At 71.3% G+C, this 19,125-nt stretch carries 13 protein-coding genes; 2 read left to right on the top strand and 11 right to left on the bottom strand.

What is annotated here, in order from left to right; all coding sequences use genetic code 11:
- Positions 1–31 precede the first annotated feature (31 nt).
- Together ACMXN5_RS35425 and ACMXN5_RS35420 are read left to right on the top strand one after the other, a co-directional pair.
- Positions 32–619, top strand: coding sequence for a hypothetical protein (locus ACMXN5_RS35425; protein ID WP_439678995.1), 588 nt, complete (start codon positions 32–34; stop codon positions 617–619).
- A gap of 35 nt (positions 620–654) precedes the next feature.
- Complete coding sequence (locus ACMXN5_RS35420) at positions 655–1,011, top strand: hypothetical protein (RefSeq protein WP_439678994.1); 357 nt, start codon at positions 655–657, stop codon at positions 1,009–1,011.
- Positions 1,012–1,097: 86 nt separating this feature from the next.
- On the opposite strand, the gene ACMXN5_RS35415 is transcribed toward ACMXN5_RS35420, so the two are convergent.
- The 11 genes from ACMXN5_RS35415 to ACMXN5_RS35365 all read right to left on the bottom strand — a co-directional run bounded on the left by ACMXN5_RS35415 (position 1,098) and on the right by ACMXN5_RS35365 (position 18,999).
- Positions 1,098–2,174, bottom strand: a complete 1,077-nt coding sequence (locus ACMXN5_RS35415; protein ID WP_439678993.1) for a transglycosylase SLT domain-containing protein — start codon at positions 2,172–2,174, stop codon at positions 1,098–1,100.
- Positions 2,175–2,269: 95 nt separating this feature from the next.
- Complete coding sequence (locus ACMXN5_RS35410; protein WP_439678992.1) at positions 2,270–4,732, bottom strand: DUF3488 and transglutaminase-like domain-containing protein; 2,463 nt, start codon at positions 4,730–4,732, stop codon at positions 2,270–2,272.
- Positions 4,729–5,937, bottom strand: coding sequence for a DUF58 domain-containing protein (locus tag ACMXN5_RS35405; protein WP_439678991.1), 1,209 nt, complete (start codon positions 5,935–5,937; stop codon positions 4,729–4,731). Before ACMXN5_RS35405 ends, ACMXN5_RS35410 begins: the two co-directional genes overlap by 4 nt.
- A complete protein-coding gene (locus tag ACMXN5_RS35400; RefSeq protein WP_395795057.1) occupies positions 5,937–6,959 on the bottom strand; it encodes an AAA family ATPase in 1,023 nt (340 codons plus the stop codon). The genes ACMXN5_RS35405 and ACMXN5_RS35400 overlap by 1 nt, the downstream gene beginning before the upstream one ends.
- Positions 6,960–7,185: 226 nt before the next feature.
- On the bottom strand, positions 7,186–9,642 hold the full coding sequence (locus ACMXN5_RS35395) for a hypothetical protein (protein ID WP_439678990.1): 2,457 nt from the start codon (positions 9,640–9,642) through the stop codon (positions 7,186–7,188).
- Positions 9,643–9,757: 115 nt separating this feature from the next.
- The gene (locus tag ACMXN5_RS35390) at positions 9,758–11,257 is read right to left on the bottom strand and encodes a hypothetical protein (protein WP_439678989.1); all 1,500 of its coding nucleotides are present in this window, start codon (positions 11,255–11,257) and stop codon (positions 9,758–9,760) included.
- Between the two features lie 226 nt (positions 11,258–11,483).
- Positions 11,484–12,905 (bottom strand): hypothetical protein, encoded by a 1,422-nt coding sequence (locus ACMXN5_RS35385; RefSeq protein ID WP_439678988.1) that lies wholly within the window; start codon positions 12,903–12,905, stop codon positions 11,484–11,486.
- 835 nt (positions 12,906–13,740) lie between these two features.
- The gene (locus ACMXN5_RS35380; RefSeq protein ID WP_439678987.1) at positions 13,741–15,696 is read right to left on the bottom strand and encodes an endo-1,3-alpha-glucanase family glycosylhydrolase; all 1,956 of its coding nucleotides are present in this window, start codon (positions 15,694–15,696) and stop codon (positions 13,741–13,743) included.
- Positions 15,697–15,922: 226 nt separating this feature from the next.
- A complete protein-coding gene (locus ACMXN5_RS35375) occupies positions 15,923–16,846 on the bottom strand; it encodes an LAETG motif-containing sortase-dependent surface protein (RefSeq protein ID WP_439678986.1) in 924 nt (307 codons plus the stop codon).
- A gap of 202 nt (positions 16,847–17,048) precedes the next feature.
- Complete coding sequence (locus ACMXN5_RS35370; RefSeq protein ID WP_439678985.1) at positions 17,049–17,780, bottom strand: hypothetical protein; 732 nt, start codon at positions 17,778–17,780, stop codon at positions 17,049–17,051.
- Between the two features lie 139 nt (positions 17,781–17,919).
- A complete protein-coding gene (locus ACMXN5_RS35365; protein ID WP_439678984.1) occupies positions 17,920–18,999 on the bottom strand; it encodes a carboxylate-amine ligase in 1,080 nt (359 codons plus the stop codon).
- Positions 19,000–19,125: the final 126 nt, after the last annotated feature.

The following is a 19,125-nucleotide window of genomic DNA, read 5'->3' as shown; positions in this document are numbered from 1 at the left end:
GACACCCGATTGGCGACAGAAGGGATGAGCGATGACCCAGGCCGTCGAATTCGGCCCCAACGGTGGCCCCCAGTCGATCGGCGACGCGGTCGCCACCTTCCAGCCCATCGTCTCCGCCGTCTCCAAGCGGCTCGACAAGGCACGTAGCTTCCTGAAGAACAAGCGCAAAGCACACTACAAACCCATCACCGCGGCAGCGCGGCGCGTGGCAACCAACACCGTGGACCGGGCCAGAACGGCGAAGTTGTACGCGCAGAACTCCGGGATGCGGGCCGGCGCTCGTGCCTACCGCAAGTTCGAGAACCAGGCCAGGAAGGGCGACTCGAACCAGGCCAAGGCGCGCATGCACGCAAGCCGCAGCCGAGCCCAGATCATGCTGCTCCAGGACATAGCGGCCGGCAACACCCGCCGGTTCGCCCCCGGACTCCAGCGACGCAGCGCGGCCCGCCGTCAGGCCGCGGCGGCGCGCAAGGCCGTCCTGCGACGGCAGAAGTCGGCCGTCGCGCGACGCAGGGCGGCCGGGTTCGCCGCGGATGCGGCGCCCGCGCGCGAGCGGCTCCAGCAACTGATGCCGCACGGCCGGGTGCCCGAGCGGGCGCGCGAAGCGTTCAACCTGTAGTGGCCGGATGATGGAGTCCCGGGCCGGGAGGCGACGTGAGTGAGCAGAGCGGGCCGTCGGCGAACGAGGCCAACCCCTGGACCGCGGACGCGAGTCGGGGCGCGGCGGGGGCGCCGACGGTGCCCGGGTCGAGCGTGTGGTGGAGGAGAGGTTTCAGTCCGTTGGGCATGCGCTCCGGCGCCCGGACCGGGGCAGGCTCATCCGCGCCGGACCCGAAACCGCGTGGGTTCGACCCCGTGGTGCAACCGCTGGTGACGCCGAAGTCCTACCGTGAGCAACTGGGACAGGACGGCCTGGCCGAACCGCTCGAGCGAAACCTCGTCGGCGGCGGTACCGGGGGGCCGACTCGCGCGGCGGGCCCCGCCCGCGAACACGTGGCCCCGGTGCGCTGATCCGCCGGGCCCGATCCGCGCCCGCGGGAGACGTCGACGCTTCGGCGAGCCGCATGGCTTGCCGAAGCGTCCCGGATCCGGGTCTGCTACTTGAGCGACTTCAACCGGCGCGGCTCGAACGGCCCGTGCCCCTGGAAATACGGGTAGGGGATCTTGCGGTAGACGGCACCCGAACCGCCCGCCTCCTCGTAAGCCCAATACGAACTCCGAGCGTCGTCGACCCACTTCTCGAACAGCACGACGTGCCCGGAGTTGCCCGCATCGGAGTCGAGCAGGATGTCGCCCGCCGTCAACTCGTTCTTCTGGATGGCCACGGTCATCCCGGTCATCGTGACCGTGGTCGGCCCGGCCTCCACCCCCCAAGCCATGGTGACGAAGCCCGAGCAGTCGGTCCGGTAGTACTGCTTGGTTTTGCCGTCGGCCATCAGACCCATCTTCGTGGTGCCCTGGTCGTAGGGTATGTGCGCGTCGGTCCACACCTTGGCCCGCGCCAGGATGGCCTGCCGATCCGCGCCCACGATCGCGGGCACCCCGTTGCCGGCGCCCTTCAGTGAGTACTTCTCCCTGGCCAAGCGGATGATCTTGTCCGCGTAGTCCCGGGGTTTCATGTTCTTCGGGTCCTCCAGGTCCGGCATGCCGTCCGAGGCGAACGTCGTCCCCGCGGGCGGGCTGACCCAGACGTAGGGGCCGCGCAGATAGCCCGCGAAGATCAGATCGGGCATCTTGAGCTGGTCCCCCGGCCGTACGTTGGGGATCTTCCCCTCCTCCTGGAACTTGCGGATCTTCTCGGCGATCGAGCACAGGTAGTCACCGATCGCGATGATCGCGTCGGCCGGGTTCCCGACCTCCTTCTTCCCGTCGCCGTCGCCGTCGCGGCCCGCGCCGTTGCCGTTCTCTCCCCAGGTGTCCGGCATGAACTGGCCGAGCCCCTGGGCCCGACCCCGGTCGTCGTTCACCTCCGGGGGGTTCCAACTGGTCTCGGTCTCGATCAGCGCCGCCACCAGGGGCGCGGTCAGGTCGCTACAGGCCTTGCCGGCCTTTTCCAACTGGGGGATGTACTTGCGGTACTTCTCCGGGATCGAGGTCGGATCCAGCGAGTCGCTCGAACCGCCCCGGATCATGGTCGTGGCCTTGTCGACGGCCAATTGATCCAACCCCGTCACGGAGCATCCCGCCAACGTCACACCCGCGAGCACGGCGGCCAGTGATGCCGGCCCCCTTCGCCGGACCGCGCGCGCTCGCGAACCGCCCCCATCGCTCACTGTCCCCACGCCCGTCGTCCCTTCGAGAAACCCCATACCGCGATGACCGTGCCCGGTCGCCACCGGGCGAGCGCCCGCCGGCGGCGCGAGGCGGCGGACACCTCGCGGCGCACCGAACCGGCCACGACCGCCCACAACTCCCACGCGTCGTTCGCCTCCGCGTCCGTGGCGACCCGGTCGCCGTACGCGCAGTCGTTGACCAGATCCGCCAGCGCCGACAACCGGGTGCCGACCTCCTCGGGCAACAACACGCCGCCCAGCACCGCGATCTCGCGGGCCGTGGACGCGCTCGCGGCGGGTACACCGGCCGCTCGGCCCAGTTCGCCGCCGATCGACTGCCAGGCGGCCAAGAGGCGTTCGTCGGCCGGCTTCGCGCGCCGTCTGCGCCGTTCCACGTACGGGACCGCGGCGCCTGCCGCGAGGTATCCGAGCACCAGGAGCGCGCCGATCGCCGCCGGCAGGATCCACCAGGCGAACCCCGCGTCCGTACCCGAACCGGAGTGTTTCGCCCGGTCGTCCGGTGCGGCGCGGTGCTCGGTGCCTTCGATGCCCGCGTCCGCCTGCTCCCGGGAGACCCGGGCCGGCGGTGCCGAGGCCGGTGTTCCGGGCTGCGCGACGTCCTGACCCGGCGCCCGCTCCCGCTCGCCCGACTCGCCTCGCCGGCCCGGGGTCGGGGAGAACGGAACCCATCCGGCGCCGGCGAACTGCACCTCGGGCCACGCGATCACATCGCCCGCGCGCACCTCGCGGACCCCGCCGCCGACGTCGGTGCCCGCGGAGAATCCGACCACGACCCGGGCCGGCAGGCCGAGCGAGCGGGCCATGACCGCGAACGCGGTGGCGAACTGCTCGGACGTGCCGACCTTGCCGGACTCCAGGAAGTACTGGAGATTGCGATACGAGTGGCCGGGCGTGGCGGTGGTGTCGTAGCGGTAGTTGGTACGCAGCCAGGTCGCGAGCCGAAGTGCCTGCTGGTACGGGAAACTGCTGCCGACCGTGGCCTCCTCGGCCAGTCGGCGAAACACCGGCAGGGCCGCGAAGGGCTCGCCGCCGGCATCCCGTTCCGGCAACGCGATGTCCGCCGGGTTCGCGCCGACCCGGAGGAACTGCAGGCGGTTGGGGTCCGGCACCGGGATCCGCGCGTCGAACGCGTAGCGTGTCCCCGGAGTCAACCGCCGGTGTGCGATCACCGCGCCGCTGCCCGGATCCACCGAGATCTCCGGGCCGCCGGCCGGATTCACCTCGCTCGGCCGGTCGGCCGTCGGCAGCCAGATACCGCCGAGTTCGCGGATCGTCACCTGGTGCGACTCGCGCAGCTTCGCCACCGCGTGCGTGTCGGCCTCGTCGGGGATCCGGCCGGTGGTCGGTCGCAGATCGACCGAGGGCGCCCAGCGCACCCCGTCGTACGTGTCGAACACGGCCAGCCGCCAGGTGCGATCCGCCGGTGCCGGTCCCGCGACGGTGAACAACGGGCGCTCGGGGGTCTGCAACCACGCGGAGATGCGATCCAGGGGACTGGCACCGCTCACCCGCAGATCCACGGGCGGGTCGACCAGTCGGTGCAGGTCCGGTGCGGCCCGCCGATCCGCGCCCGGGAGCGCGGGACCGACCAGGCCGGCGAACAGCGCGCAGGCGAGCACCAGCGGCACGCCCACCGACAGGTTCCGCAGCGACGACCCGCGCCCCGGACGCCGCGACGACAGCAGCAGGCCGATCGACCCGATCAGGAACATCGACGCCGCGACATTGTCGCCGGGACCGCCGACGCCGAGCACCACCGGGACCGCGAACAGGACCAGCGCGGGCAGAGCCGGCACGACCACCGTGCGGGTGCGCAGGGCCAGTTCGGCGCCTGCGAAGGCGGCGAGCCAGACACACGCCGCCGGCAGAACCAGCAACCGCGCATCGCCGGCCGCCGGCGCCACCACGCCCAACACCGCGTGCGGCGCGTCCAAGAGGTCCCGGCCGATGTCGCGGATCAACCCGGCGCCCGGCAAGACCCCACCGACCGCGCCCGCCCGAAAGAGCGTCGCGGACATCGCCGACAACCAGCAGACGACCGTCAGCACGAGCGACGGCCACAACGGCCGAGTGACCCGCGGAGCGGAAGCGGCCTCCGCGGCGGTCGACTTCGCGGCGTCCTCGGCGGCGGCCCGAGTCGGCCGCGAACACAGCACGGACAGCAGCACCGGGGTGAGCGCGCACGGCACGATCACCGGCAGCAGGTCGCGCGGTTCGAAGATGCGGACGAACGCCGCACCGACGGCGAGCGCGGCCATCGTCACGGGCACCAGGGACCGAAGTGCCCGGCGCCGCGCGTCACGCCACGCGCGCTCACCGGCGGTGGAGGCACCCTCGGACGGGGCCCCGGCGGCGGATTCGTGGAGCGTCACCGCCGGTTCGCCCGTGTCCCGGGCATCTCTCGGGCGCACCGCGGGATCGTCGACAATGATGGTCACCGGGATATCTCCTTGCGCCACGCCACGGCCATCTCTTCCAGGCCCGACACCCGGATCTGCGCCACCCGCAGCACGTTCGGGGCCGTGCCCTCGGCTCGCCCGGCGCCGTTTCGGCCGCCGTCGGACGTCGTGGGCGGGACGCTGCGGATCAGCAGCACCCGGTCGAAACGGCCGCCGACCCGATCCAGTCGGGACAACCCCGGTGTGTCGACGCCACCTGTGACCACGACCAATGTGTCGCCGGCCGCGGTGCGTTCGACCTCGTCGAAGGCCGCCGACAGGGAGTGGTCCTCGCTCGCGGAGACGTCGGCGAGCAGGTCCAACCAGTGCTCGGCGCCGCGATGGTCGCCTACCGGAGCGGGCAGCGCGCCCCTGCCGGTCAACACCCGCAGGGGGAAGTTGTTGCGCGCGGCGGCCAGCGACACCGACGCCGCGATGTCGACGGCGACCTCGAACGCCTCCTCGCGCGCGTCGCCCTCCGGCCCCTCGGCGTAGGCGGCCGACCCGGTGTCCAGGACCACCGTGGTCTGCGGCAGGCTCACGTCGATCAGCGTGCGGACCATCATCGTTCCCGTGCGCGCGGTCGAACGCCAGTGCACCCGGCGCAGGTCGTCGCCCAGGACGTACTCGCGCAGCGAGTGGAAGGTGAGTGTGCCGTCGTCCGCGGTGTCCGAGTTCGGGCCCTCGAGGTGGTGTGTGCGCCCGGCCGGCAACGACGCCAGTGCGACGGTGCGCGGACGCACCAGCAGTGTCTCCAACTCGCCGTGCCGGCGCGAGCGCCGGGTCAGGCCGAGGGGATCGCCGCGCACCAGGTACATCGGGCCGATCTCCACCCGGCCGCGGCGATGCGTAGGCAGTGCGTAACGTGCCCGCAACTCGCCGCCCGCCGGTACCGCCGGCAGATCCACGGGGGGAATCACCAGCCCCGCGACCCGGTCCTCGGCGCGCAACCCGCGCAGCGCCCGCCGCCCGGTGTTCGCCAACGTGACCCGGCCCTGGGCGACATCACCGCGCGCGACCTTGGCCGGCACCACCTCGCGTACGGCGGCCACGGAGGAGCGGCGCATCGTCCAGAGGACCGCAACGGCCACCGCGAGCAGTGCGGCGACGCCCAGGACCACCGCCTCGCGGTAGCCGAGCCCCCACCCGACGCCGGCCAGGAGCACGCCGCCGGCCAGCACCCCGCGACCGCTGGACGACAACATCACCCGTTCGCCTTCGACGCCGTCGCGGCCGGGACACTCACCTGCGCCAGGACCTCGTCGAGCACGCCGGCGGCAGTGATCCCGCTCAACTCGGCCTCCGGCGTGAGCAACAGACGGTGCGTCAACACCGGGCCGGCGAGTGCCTTGACGTCCTCGGGCAGGATGTGGCCCCGACGCTGTGCGGCCGCGCGCACCCGGGCGGCGCGAACCAGCGACACGCTGCCGCGTGGTCCGGCGCCGAGGCGGGTGTACGGCGACTCGCGCGTGGCGTGCCCGATCCGTACCGCGTACTCGACGACCGACTCGACCGCCTTCACCCGGGTGCGGGCGATCTGTACGAACTCCTCGATGTGCCGGGCCGTGGCAATGGTGGGCAGCGAGTCGATCGACGGCGCGCCGCCGGTTCCGGAGGCGACCGCCACCTCGGAGCGCAGGTCCGGATATCCGAGCGACATGCGCATCAGGAACCGGTCCAACTGGGCCTCGGGCAGCGGATACGTGCCCGACATGTCGACCGGGTTCTGGGTGGCGATCACCAGGAACGGGCGGGGGACCGGGTGCGCGACGCCGTCCACGGTCACGCGCCCCTCCTCCATGACCTCCAAGAGCGCGGACTGGGTCTTGGGCGAGGCCCGGTTGATCTCGTCGCCGATGACGATGTTGGCGAAGATCGGTCCGGGCAGGAACTCGAACGTGTTGGTCGTCTGACGGAAGATCGACACGCCGGTGATGTCGGACGGCAACAGGTCGGGGGTGAACTGCACACGCTGCCAGGTGGCGTCGAGCGAAGCCGACAGGGCGCGGGCCAAGGTCGTCTTGCCGGTGCCGGGCACGTCCTCGATCAGCAGGTGCCCCTCGGCGAACAGGCAGATCAGCGCCAGTTCGATCTGCTCCCGTTTGCCGACGACCACCCGTTCGATGTTGTCGGCCAGGGCTGTGAAGCACTCGCCGAACAGGGCGAGTGCGTCCGGGGCGGGGAACGCGGGGGCGGTTCGACGATCGTCGTTCGTCGTCGAGGGCATCGTGGTCACGGCGCTCCAGGTCGTTCGGCCGGCCGCCCGGTGCCGGGGCGGTCGCGGAGGGGTGGGGCTTGCCGCGTCGTGGCGCGCGTGCAATCGCCGAGGGGGTCGGGGAACGCGTTGGTGCCCTCCGTGCGGGTCCGGAGGGCACCAACGCGAGTGGGCGATCCGACGCGTGGTCAGGCGCGGCGCATCGCAACGAGGGTCGGCGTTGGGGACGGGTCCGGCGCTACTCGCACTGCCAAAGTTCCGACGACGAGAAGGTGCCCCTGCTGGAATTCGGGGTGCGGATGTACAGGTCGCTGACCCAGCCCGTGGCGGGTTCGCCCGTACCCCGGAAATCGACCTTGTCCCAGATCGAGCTGCTCACATTGGTTCCGGTTCGGACCTGGTGCTCACCCTTGACCTGGCAGAAGACCTTGATGTCGCCGACGTAACTGCTTCCGATGTAGCCGGCTCGTGTGGTACCCGCCACCGAGGGGCCCGTTCGGATGCCGATCGCGATGTTGTTGTTGATGTTCGGGCCGACCTTGTAGGTCTGGGCGGGTGGTGTCAGATCCAGTCGCCCGGTGCCCTTGGCGCTGGTGCCCGCCTCGTTCCGGGCGGTCACCGTCACGTCGTAGGCGGCGCTGTTCTTGAGTCCGGTCACCACGTAGCTGCTCTGGTCCGTCGTCGTGCTCTTGCCACCGACGGTGACCGTGTAGGTCGAGCCGGTGGTCCCGCTCCACTTGATCGTGCCGCCGTGACCGCCGGCCGAGGGCGTGGTCGCCGTCACCTTCGGCGCGGCGGGCACCACGCACGGGCGTACGGCCGTGGAGGCGGTCGACTTCTTCTCGACGCCGTCGGCGAACAGCGCGGTGACGGTGAAGCTGTACTCCGCCGAGCACTGGCCGCCGGTGACCTTGAACGAGAACGGACCCTTGCCGCCGACGGTCACCGGCTGCGCCTTCATGCCGTCCTTGAGGCCGTCGATCCGATAGCTCTCAGGGGTCGCACCCTCGGAAGGGGAGAACGTCACCGTGATGAATCCGGCGCCGGAGGTCGCCTTGGGTGTTCCCGGAGCGGCCTGCTTGGGCGGATCGGGGGTCTTCGTGGCCGAAGGCGAAGTCTGCGTCGCACTCGGCGAAGTGGACGCCGTCGGGGTGCTGCTCGCCGTGGCCGTGGCCGTGGCTGTGGCCGTAGCCGTGGCTGTCGCGGTCGCCGTGGGCAGCGGCGGCGCGGTGACGGTGACGGTCGTGGTGGGCTCGGGCCTGGAGGTGGCGCCGCCGCCCTGGGTCGGCCGATGCGTGGGCGTGACGTCGCCCGGCCGGTTCTTGCCGTCCCCCTCGTGGTCCCGTGTGTCGGGGTCGGGCGGGACGTTGCCGCGCCCCGGATTGTCCGGACGCTGCCGGTCGTCCGGCGGCGGCGTCGTGGGCGGCACGCTCGGCGGCACCTCGTCCCCGGGGACCGGATCGCCGCCCTTTTCGTCGTACTTCTTGACCTGGTGCAGCGTGCCGTCGCCGTCCACGACCACCGCGGCGGCGTGTTTCTCGTCGTTGACCCAGAGCAGGCCATGGTGGACGAACGTCTCCAGATCGCCGCTGACCCCGGTGACCTTGACCGGCGCCTCCAGCTTCGCCTGCCGCGTGTCGTAGACGATCAGCGAACCGGCGGTCTTGTCCGCGACGTAGACCTTGGCCCCCAACACCTGGGGTTCGCCCAGGGAGTTGTCACCGGTGCCCAGCGGCACGGCGGACACCTTGCCTGCCGCGATGTCCACCAGGACCAGGGTGCCGTTCGCGCTGCCGAGGACCGGCAACACCTGCCCCTCCGTCCGGCCGGGGATCACCGTCTTGTCGGCGCCGCCCTTGAACACCTCCGACGGCAGGGTGACGGTGCGGTCCACGCCGTTCGCGCCCAGGACCTTGGCGGCGCCGGCGACGGGGTCCACGACCACCGGGGTGTCGGCCACCAGCGCCAGTGTGATGGCGCTGCCGGGGTCGGCGACCTTGACCGGCGCGCCGGCGGTCGTACCGCGGATCGGAACCACCTCGCCGCGGGCGGGAATCGGGATCCACAGGGTGCCCTTGGTGTCCGCCTGGGGACGGCCGATCGCCTTGGTCCCGAGCGGAATCGGCGGTCCGAGCGGCGCGAGCGTGGTCGGGTCGATCGGCCGCACCACGGCGGTCGTGGCCTCCGGTGCCAGGCCGGCGTCGACCAACCAGGCCCGGTCGCCGCCGGTGAGCAACTGCATGCCGGCGTCGCCCATGTCCAGTGACAGCGGCGCGGTCAGCTGAGCCGGATCGATCCGGGTGACCTGGCCACTGGAGCGATCCAGGACCAGGACGGTCTCACCGTCCTCGCTCACCTGGTAGTCGGCGCCGGGAGCGAAGGGCAGCCGTACTCGACCGGTGACGTCGCCGGAGAGGCCGTTGACATGGACCATGCTGCCGTTCGCGCTCGGCAACCAGGCGCCGATGTCGGCGAGGTCGGCGTCGGCACCCGCGGCGCCGACGCCGATCACGATCGACGTCGCGATCAGCGATCCCGCGGCGGCCACGGCGACGACGGTCGTCGAACGTTCCCGGCCACGGCGCAAGGAGGCGACGGCCTGGGCGAGATGGCTGCGGGGCGAGTCGATCGAACCGGTCGCGCCGACGGCTCGACCCGAACGCGGCGCGGGCTCGGAATGTGCGGACTGGGACATGGATCCTCTTCCCGGAACAGGGAACGAATGGCAATCCTTGCTTTTGGCGTGACGCCGAACTATCCGAGTTGCGCGAAAGTGACGCGCGATGCGGACAGCGGCGGACGGCGAAGGCTCATCGACTCTTCGTGGGCGGAGGCGGGGAACCGGTTGGACGCGGCGGGTACATCGTGAGCGTCGTCAGCACCTGCTTGTTCAACTGCTCCCTGGTGGTCTCGAAGACCCCGACGCCGGACGCGGTGATCGCGACCGGGATCCGAGACCCCTGGGGCAGCGTGTCGATCGCCCCGGTGGCGACGTTCAGCGCCGCCAGTCCGGCGGTGCCCCGTTGGCGGTCCGCCGAGCTGCGGATGGTCCCGTACGCGATGCCGGTGTCGGATACGGAAGCCAATTCGACCTCGTTGTTACGGTCGTCCTGGGAGTGGCACACGGCCGTGCCGCGCATGTCCACGGCCAGCGGTCCGACGACGAGGTAGCGGGTGTCCGGCGAGTGCCGCCCGACGAGCAGCGGGTGTTGGTCGTCCGGTTTGTCGTCCCGGGCGGTGCGACACGGCACCTGGGCCAGCGCGGCCCCGGTGATCAGGTCGTGCACGACGTACAGCACCTCCTGCGGCGTGTTTCCCTCGGCCGGCGTCCACCACGCCGCGACCACGGCCGTGTCGGTCACGCTCACCGGTACACCCAGGGCTCGTCCCTGAGGGGCGACCGAACCGCTGTTCCAGCGGCCGGCGACCTCGAAACCGCGAGCACAGGGGTTGGTGCGTGAATAGGTCGAGCGGCACCGCTCCGGCGGCGTACCCGTCTTCTGGCCGGGCGCGGCCTGCCATGTCTCGTTGAGCATGCCGGCCCAGGTGGGAAGCAGCGGGAACGAGAGCATCGAGCAGGTGGCGCCCAGCAGGCAGCGCCGTGAGGTCGGCCCGTCGACGCCGACGGGTGTGGACTCGCCGGTCTCCGGGTTCCACAGCACACCCTTGTCGATCGCACCGCGCTGCCGTGAGGAGGTGTCGTCGGGGAACAGCACCCCGCCGCTGCCGACCCTGGTGGGCACTTCAGTCAGTCGTTCGCTCACGTCCCGCACCAGGTGCTGGTGCGGAGCCACGTCCCGACCACTGCTGGTGACCACGAAACTGTCCGTTACCACGACCCGTCGGGCCCGGACGAGTCCGTCCTCGGGGATCGTGCCCACGCGGACCAGCACGACGTACTCGACGTCGCGAATGGTCACCAGCGTCAGGCTCGGCGTGCTCTGGTCGCGCAGCGGGAGCACCGGCTTGGACCACCACCACACCTTGCCGTCGGACGCGCCGCGCGCGATCACCGCGGTCTTGGTCGGGGTCCGCGACTTGGCCTGCGCCGACGGGATGTCGCCGCGTCCGTCGACGCTGATCAGCGCGCCCACCTTCGGGGCCACCACGTACACGCGGTCGCGGACGTCGGCCTGCCAGCCGTTCGTCGTGTCGTACGGGGCCGGGACCACGAGCTTGGGCGCCTTCGCCGGTTCCGCGATGGGATTGCGCACCCTGGGGGCACCGGACACGGCGGCCGAGCACGCGGTGAGCAACAGCGCCGCGGCGACCATCAGGATCAGAGGAAGGGGTGGGCGTCGGCGAATCACGGACTTCCGTTCCGGTCGGCGGAGCGACGGCGCTTCGGCGTCCGGGTGTTCGCCGGGACGCGTGGACGCGCGCGCACGGACGCGTGGGACCGGTGCCGCGCCGGCGCGTGAGGAGCCTAGGGCGGTGTCGTGGGCCCCGATAGGTCGGAAAGCGCGGAATCGGGAAAAGGGAGGCGGGTATCGGCCGACGGCGCCCCGGAGCCCACGGTGTCGTCGGACTCGGCGGTCAGCGGCCGGAGTTCGCTGGGCGGACGGATCGTTTGGAGACGGGGAGCAGACCGGTGCGGGCGATGGAGGCGGCGTAGCCGCCGTCGACGCGCATGGCGTGCGGGTCCGATATGGCGCGGGAGCCGCCGGGACCGCGGGAGAGAGTGCGTACCGACGACACCCGCTGAGGGGGCGAGGCCGACGCGGCGGGTGCCGGCGGTGTGGGTGTGGCCCGGTTGTGGACCGGTTCGGTGCCGGGACCCGACGGCAGGGGGCCGAGCTGCGGCCGGCGTGGGGCGGTGGCAGGTGTCGGGGAGGGGGCCAGGGCGGCCCGGGTGGGTTCGACCACCGGTGGGGTGAGCGGCGCGGGTGGGACCTTCGGCGCGGGCGGGGCACTCGGCGCGACGGAGACGGTACCGGCCACGGGCATCGAACGGGATGCCGACGGGGGCCGGCGCAGGTGTGTCGAGTAGAGCGCGACCAAACGGGCCAGGAGGTGCCGCATCAGCTCCGCCATCGCCGACACCATGGGTGCGGCGAGCCGCCGGTTCGATCTCGCCCACAGTCCGCGCAGCCACTCCCACCACACGCGAGAGACGGTGACGACGAACTCGCGGGCCCGGAGCACGCCGGGCAGCTGCCGCAACCAGGGGTGCGCGCCGTCGGCAGCCGGAACCCACATCGGGGCCGGGCGTACGGGCGAGCCCGGAACCGTCCAGGCGATCGACCCCTCGGCGATGCGCGTACCCAGTACCCGCAATCCCGGCTCCCCGGACAGCGGGCGGCCGATACCGATGTCCGAGGTCGGCACCAGCGCGTCCAGGCGGCGCAACAACGTATCGGCCTCGGGCGCCCGAAGCAGCACGGCGCCGTAGGCCAGGCCCCACAACTCGTCGAGCGCATAGAGGGGTTCGGCGATTTGCTTCTGCCAGATCGCCGGGTCGACGATCGTGGCGGCCTTGTCGACAGGCGCGGGCGGGCGCCAGGTCGAGATGGGATCGCCGATCGTTGTGGGCTCGGCGGAGCGGTTCCGATCGAGAACACCGGTGAGGTCGCCGGCGCCGACGGTCCCGATCCACGAGGCCGTCCAGGCCGCCGAGTCCGGGCCGAGCGCGCCCAGGGAGGCCATGTCCCACACCTGGTGTGCGACGGCGGCCTCGGCCGCGAGGGAGCGCAGGATCGAGCGCGACGCCCAGTCGGCCGCCGTGGACATCGTGGTCGCGGCGGTCGGGTCGGCCGCGGCGAGGGCGTCGAGGGCACCTCGCGCGGTCGGGAGGATCACCCCGTGTTCGGCGAACCGCTCTTCCAACGCCCGTAGTTCGCGCTCGGAGCGAATCGTCCCCGGCGTCAGCGCCCGCCGGATCCGGGCCACGGCCGTGTGCAGGGCGATACCCAACTCCGCGTCCAGGGCGGCGAGTTCGCGACCAAACGACTTGCCCATGCAGCCCCCGTCCGACCCATCGTTTCCGTGGTCGTGGTCCGTACCGCGCGCACCGCGCGTATGTCGCGCCTGTGCACCACGCCCACCCAGCATCCCACGCGGAGTTCGATGACCGGGAGTCGTGGCGGGTCGACAAGCGCCAGAGCCGCTGGTCCTGCACGCCACATTCCCTCAGCCTGTGCGGACTTGGCCCGATGCGCGAGATGACGCAGGCTGGTCGCATCGAAGGGCCTTGACCCGACTGCAGCGGGCGCTCGCCTTCGATGCGAACCCGACGGTTCTCCCGAACCTACCCTCGCCATCCTTCGGGAACGGAAGGAAATCCGACATGATTTGCTCTGCTTCGTCCATGGGTGGAGGCCGCGAAGGCCGCGGAGGCGGCACCCGAGGCGGAACTCGCACCGGCGGCACGAAGCCTCCGCAGAGCGTGCACTGGTCGGTCGAGTTCTGCGACCGGTCGGCCGACCACCCGACGTCCGCCGAGGCGGTTTCAGGGAACTGAGCGGCGCGGGCTCGGGCGACAGCCGGGCGTTCCCCCTCAATGGCGCGGGGGGACGTACCCTCCCGGCACTCGCCGCCCGAGCCCGCACCGCCCGTACCCGTACGGCATTCGGGGTCTCACCCCCGCCCGATCCCGTACGCGTCCACGACGGCCCGGATGCGCGACCCCCATCGCGCACCCGGGCCGTCGTGTTTGTGCGTTGCGGGCCGGCTCCGCAGTCGGAGTCCGTACCTTGCGAGGCTTTCGACGACGTGCCGAGGACAGCCCGAACAGGCGGCGGGGCCGGGCCCGTTCGGACCCGGCCCCGCCGGTCGTACTCCCTGCCGTGACGCGTCAGCCGGCGCCGGGCCGGCCGCTGCTCGTGCCTCGGTAGCCGAGATCCTGCGCGGCGAAGTCCTTCCGCACCACGTGTGCGGAGGAGACCGTCGCGACCGTGGCCGCACCGCGCACGACCGACGCCGAGTTGGTGCCGTAAGCGAGCGGGAACAGCCTCGCCTGCACACCGGCGGCGGCCTGGTAGCTCTGGCCGGCGGCCCCGATCGTCGCGTTCACCGTCGCCGGGGCGACGAGGAACGTGAGTACCTCCACCGAGTCCCTGGGCGGGTCGGTCCCCGCCCTGGGGGTCATCAACTTCGTCTGACCGCCCGTCGGCCGGGCCGCGGCGAACTGCACACGATGCGTGAGGTACGCCGTGTCCCGGGTGATCGCGGGCCACGCCCCGGTCTTGAGCCGGACCAGGTAGTAGTCCGAGATGTCGACCCAGGTGTGCCCCGAGTTGGCCGAGGGCGCGAACTGGGTGCCCTCGGAGTAGTCGTTCCAGGTGGTCAGTTGCACCCAGTCGGCGCCGCCGGAGATGCTGTTGTCCCAGGAGACCCGCAGGTTCTCGGTGTTGTTCGCCTCGTCGTAGATCCCCTGGTTGGGACGCTCGTCCTGCACCGCGACCGGCTGCATCCAGATCTTTCCGAGGCTGTGCGCCTTGGCGATGTCCGACCGGATGTTGCCCTGGCGGTTGGGACTGCGATTGCCCCAACTGGAGAACCCGTAGCTGACCGGGGCGTACTTGTCGGCGTTCGCCGAGAAGTTCAGGAACACCGGGACCAAGGCGACCTTGGTCCGATGGGAGTTCTCCATCGCGGTGATGAACTGCCCCCACCACTGCGGTGTCTGCTGCTCCGCCTTGAACGGGGAGATCACCACCCGACCGTCCGGGAGACGCCGGACGGAGGCAGAGGACGCCAAGTCGGCCATCGATGCGGCGAGACCGGTGGGAGTGACGTCCTTGAGCGAGGTCATGTCCGGCATCGGCACGATCGTGAAGCCGGGATCGGTGCTCTCGGCCGCCTTGATCAGCGTCTTGAGCCTGCTCCAGTGCGCACCGGTGGTGTTCAGTACGTCGACGGTGAAGCCGTCGACACCGGCCGCGGTCGCATCCCGGATCTCCCGCTGCATGTCCGCGAGTTGCCAATCCCCGGACAGTGGCGCGCGTGGCACCGGCCGATCCCGCAGCAGACCCCCGTAGGCGGCGTGCTTGCCGCTCTCGCCCGCCGGGTCGAGGTAATTGCGCTGGTAGTAGTCCTGATTCGGCTCCTTGTTGTCGAGGGAGGCGGGGTAGGGGGTGAAGTAGTGCGCGTACACCTTCTTGTCGCTCGCGCGCAGCGCCGCCGTGGACGGCATCTCGAAGGGCAGCGCTCCGGTGGTGGGGGTGGACGGATCGGTCCAGCGGACCGAGAGCCGGGGAGCCTGGGCGGCCCCCGCGCGTGTGGACTGGAAGACGCCCTGCGCGCCCTTGGCCGCGGTCAGCGCGAAGGAGTACGACCCGTTGCCGGTGAACGTCGAGGACACGTCGATGGACCCGACCTGCCCCACGGCGAACCCGTCGCGCGAGCCCACCTCGTCCCCGAACGCCGGCTGCCGGTTCCAGGTCAGCGTCTTCGCCGACCAGGAACCGGTGACCTTGTGCACCCGTACGGAAGTGTCGGTGGTCCGGGCCGAGTACAGGTCCAGACTCAGCCGCACGTCCCGGGCGCCCGCGGGCACGCCCGCGACGGTGAACCGCAGGAAGGCGCGACGCTCGGAGCGCGCGACCCCCTCGCAGGTCTCCGGACACACCGACAGCCAGGTCTGCGAGTCGTGGGTCTTGGCCGGAGCCACCTGACTCACATAGGCGTTCTCGGTGGTGGGCACCGTCGTCTTGGAGTTGTCCGAGTCACCCGACGCGACCCCGAAGGTGACGGCACCGCCGACCAACAGGAACGCGGGCAACACGAATTTGAGCGAACGAAATCGCAAGGGCCCTCCACGGTACTTCGAGGCAACCGAAGTCGACTTACCCGCGATCGGCAGGGGTTCGAATCGGGCCGGGACCCGGCACGGTCCGGCCTCGGAGGGGACACCGGCGCGGTACGACGTCGGGAGCCTAGAGCAGGGTCCTCCGGGGTGCGAGGTGCGTCGGGGGATCCGCGTATTCGGGATGTCGGGCCCGGCGCGGGCGTGTTCGGAGAGTGGGCCGGCCCACTCAGCGTGCGGTGCCGGGCCGGTGGGGGCCGCGTCGACGAGGGCGGCGGCCGATCAGCAGAAGGGCACCGACACCGGAGATCAGCACGGCCGCGGACGCCCCGGCGATCCGCAGTACACCGTCGCTCGCGCCGGTCTGCGCCAGTTGGCCGGGCACGTCGCCGGACGCGGGTGGGGTGCGCTGGTCGTCGGGGGGCGTCGACGCCGAGGTGGGTGTCGCCGTCCTGTCGGGTGCGTGCGTGGACGACGCGGACGCGGAGGCCGAGGGGCTCGGCGGCTTCGAGGTCGACGTGGTGGTGCTCGGCACGGCCGTCGTCGGCGGAACCGTGGTGGGCGGTGTGGTGGTCGGCGGCTTGGTGGACGGCTTGGGTGACGACGGCGCGCATTCCTTGCCACCGTTCCAACCCGCGATCAGGTCGGTCGGGAATTTCGCATCGGGATAGCGCGGCAGGGGGTTGGCCTTGCCGTCGAAGATCTTGTCGTTGCCGTACAGATCGATCTGGCCGAAGCACGGCGGCGCGTAACGGGAGATGTCGAGGGCGGCACCGCGATGGGCACCGGTGAGCGATGCCGTGCGCGATCCGAGATAACGCTGCACCCCGGAGGTCTTCCAGGTGGGGCCGTCCGCGCTGTACGCGGCGAGGGTGACTTTGTACGTGCAGGACTTGGCCACGTTGCCGGCGACGCGCACGTCCACCTTCGTGGCGAGCGAACCCAAAAGGCCCGCCCTGGACCAGGTCTTCCCGGCGTCGACGGACCATTCGATGGCGACCGACCCGCACGCTTTGGCGTCGTCGTCGGCCGCCTGGGCCGGTCCGGTGGTCGCGATGGTGGCGGCCAGGGCCGCGGCGCCGACGCCGAGGCCCGTGGCGATCCGGCCGGGCAGGCTTCGTCCGGCCGTCGTGTCGGTGTGACTTCGTTGCACTGTGTTGCTCCCCGGACTGGGTGAGGGGTGACGACTCGATCCATCGGCGGAGGGAGTCCGGGGGCAGGTTGGCGCCGTGCGTGCGTCCGTGGAAGGGCGAGTCGGTCACCCGGGACGGGTATACGCGCGGGTAGGAATCAAAGGACTGCGCTGTCGGGCGTCGCCGGGCGTCGGGTGCCCGGGTACCGGGGTGCGTCGGCGTTCAGACCATCCGGGCGTCGGCTCCTTCCGACAAGACCCGACCCACCCAATCCCGTACCGCCGCCCCGGTCGACGTGGCCTCGGTCGACTCGCGCCGGTCGAAGACCCGGAAGCGGGCCGTGTCGTCGGCCGCGAGGCGTTCGAACAGGACCGCCTTCTGGTGGAGTTGGGCCGGGTCGAGCAACTTTTCGTGGTCTTGTGTGCGCAACCGCTCGACCATGGCCTCCGGTTCGTCCACGTTGAGCAGGACGATGCCGGGGAGCGGTCGCCAATCGGCGACGGTCGCCAGGAACCGTCGCGCGCTGCGATGAGCCCGGTCGATGTCGTGGGGATGGCGGGTGACCGCGTCCTCGACGGCCGCCGTGTAGATGCCACGCTGCTCGACGACGGTGCGCCCGGCTGCCAGGAACAGCCGGGCGGATTCGTAGCGATGGGTTTGCATGGCGATCAGCGTCAGGGTCTCCGAGGCGGAGCGCCCACCCCTGATGTACGGATCACCCCCGACCGCCTCGGCCAGCGCCATCAGCGTGGCGAAGTCCGGTCGGGCGTTCGGTTCGCGAGTGGATCCGACGAAGATGCGAGGGGGCGAGACGATCGAGCGCAACAGCGCGGAACTCACCTCGTACGCCTCGAGTCCCTCCACCCCCACGAGCAGTCCGGGGCGTCTGACGCGCCCACCCGTCGTGACCTTGGATTCGCGTTCCCGGGTAGGGCCTTGCGTTTTCTGTGGCATGGTCGAAGCCTGCGCCGAGACGAGCGTTCGACAATAGGCCGCGACGGGCATCAGCGGCGGGTAAACCCTTAGGTAATAAGGAAGTTCGCGGCGTTCCAGCGCAGCGCCGGGGGTCGGTGGCCGCTCGTTCGGTGGTCGGCTACCGCACGACGGCGTCGAGAGCCGAAGGGGCATCGGGAGCCGGGGATCCGTCGAGGGCCGGCGAGGTGTCGGTGACGACTACACAGGCCATGGTCCGGGCCAACTCCCGGTCCACGACGGCGGACAGATCGCCCGCTCGGGCGGTGTCGCGCTGCTGTGCGGCCCCGGTGCCCTCCGTGAGTACCCGCTCGATCGTCGTCTCGACCCGGTCCAGGTCGTCGGCCTCGCGCAGGTACGGGGCCATCTCGGCCACCAGGGCACGGACCACCGCGGCCGCAGGACGTGTCACTGCGGCCACGGGGTCGATCAGGTCGTGCGCGAGCCCGAAGCGCGCCGCGTACCGGATCGCCCGGTGGGCGATCGCCGGCGAGGGCGCGGGAGGCGTCCGGTGCGCGACGACGGCACGCGAGGCGTACCGGTAGAGCGCGCGAAACAGAGCCGCGATCGCGACGGTCACCTCGACATCGGCGATGGCGTCACAGACGCGGAGTTCGAGCATGGGCGTGTGCGGCGACAGGCGGAGCGGGGGGTGCAATGTCTCGCGGGGAGACTCCGTGGACCCGACGCCGCCCCCGGTCGGCGTCGGGGCCGAGGCCCCCAGACGGTGCCGGCGCCAGCTGGCGTGACCGGTGTCACGACCGGCCCAAAACGGCGAACTCGCGGACAGCGCCAACAGTGTCGATACGTGCGGCATGATCCACGCCATCGCCCGGGTCGCCGTCTCGCCGTCCTCGGCCTCGACACGGACGAACATGCCGCACGTGTGTCGACCGCCGACCGATTCCGCCGCGGCCGGGTCGTCCCGACCGAGCAGGGGCGCGGTCCCGCCGGCCAGCGCGCCCAGGTGCAGGCCCGCGGCGCGCTGTACCAGGATTCCCCGCAGCGCTACCAACTCGCCGCGAATGTCACCCAGTTCGTGGTGCGCGGAACCGACCATCCGGATCGTCGAAGCGGTCTCCCGATCCCCGATGAAGGCGCCGATCGGAAGTCGGTCCACAAGTCCGCGAGCCGACGGGACCACTCGTCTCGTGGCCAAATCGACGACGTGGAACTCCTCTTCGATACCCAGCTTGAGCACAGTGACCCCTTCATCGGCCTCGGCAGGAACGCCGACAGGGTCCGGGTACCCGTGTTCGTGGACCCCCGTCCCGTCGCCTGCCGCTTCGGACCCGTTCGATCGGCGTCCGGAACAACGGAGCCCATC

The organism is Embleya australiensis (assembly GCF_051903075.1).
In the GTDB taxonomy this organism is placed as follows: Bacteria; Actinomycetota; Actinomycetes; order Streptomycetales; family Streptomycetaceae; genus Embleya.
This window is presented reverse-complemented; position numbering and strand designations above follow the sequence as displayed.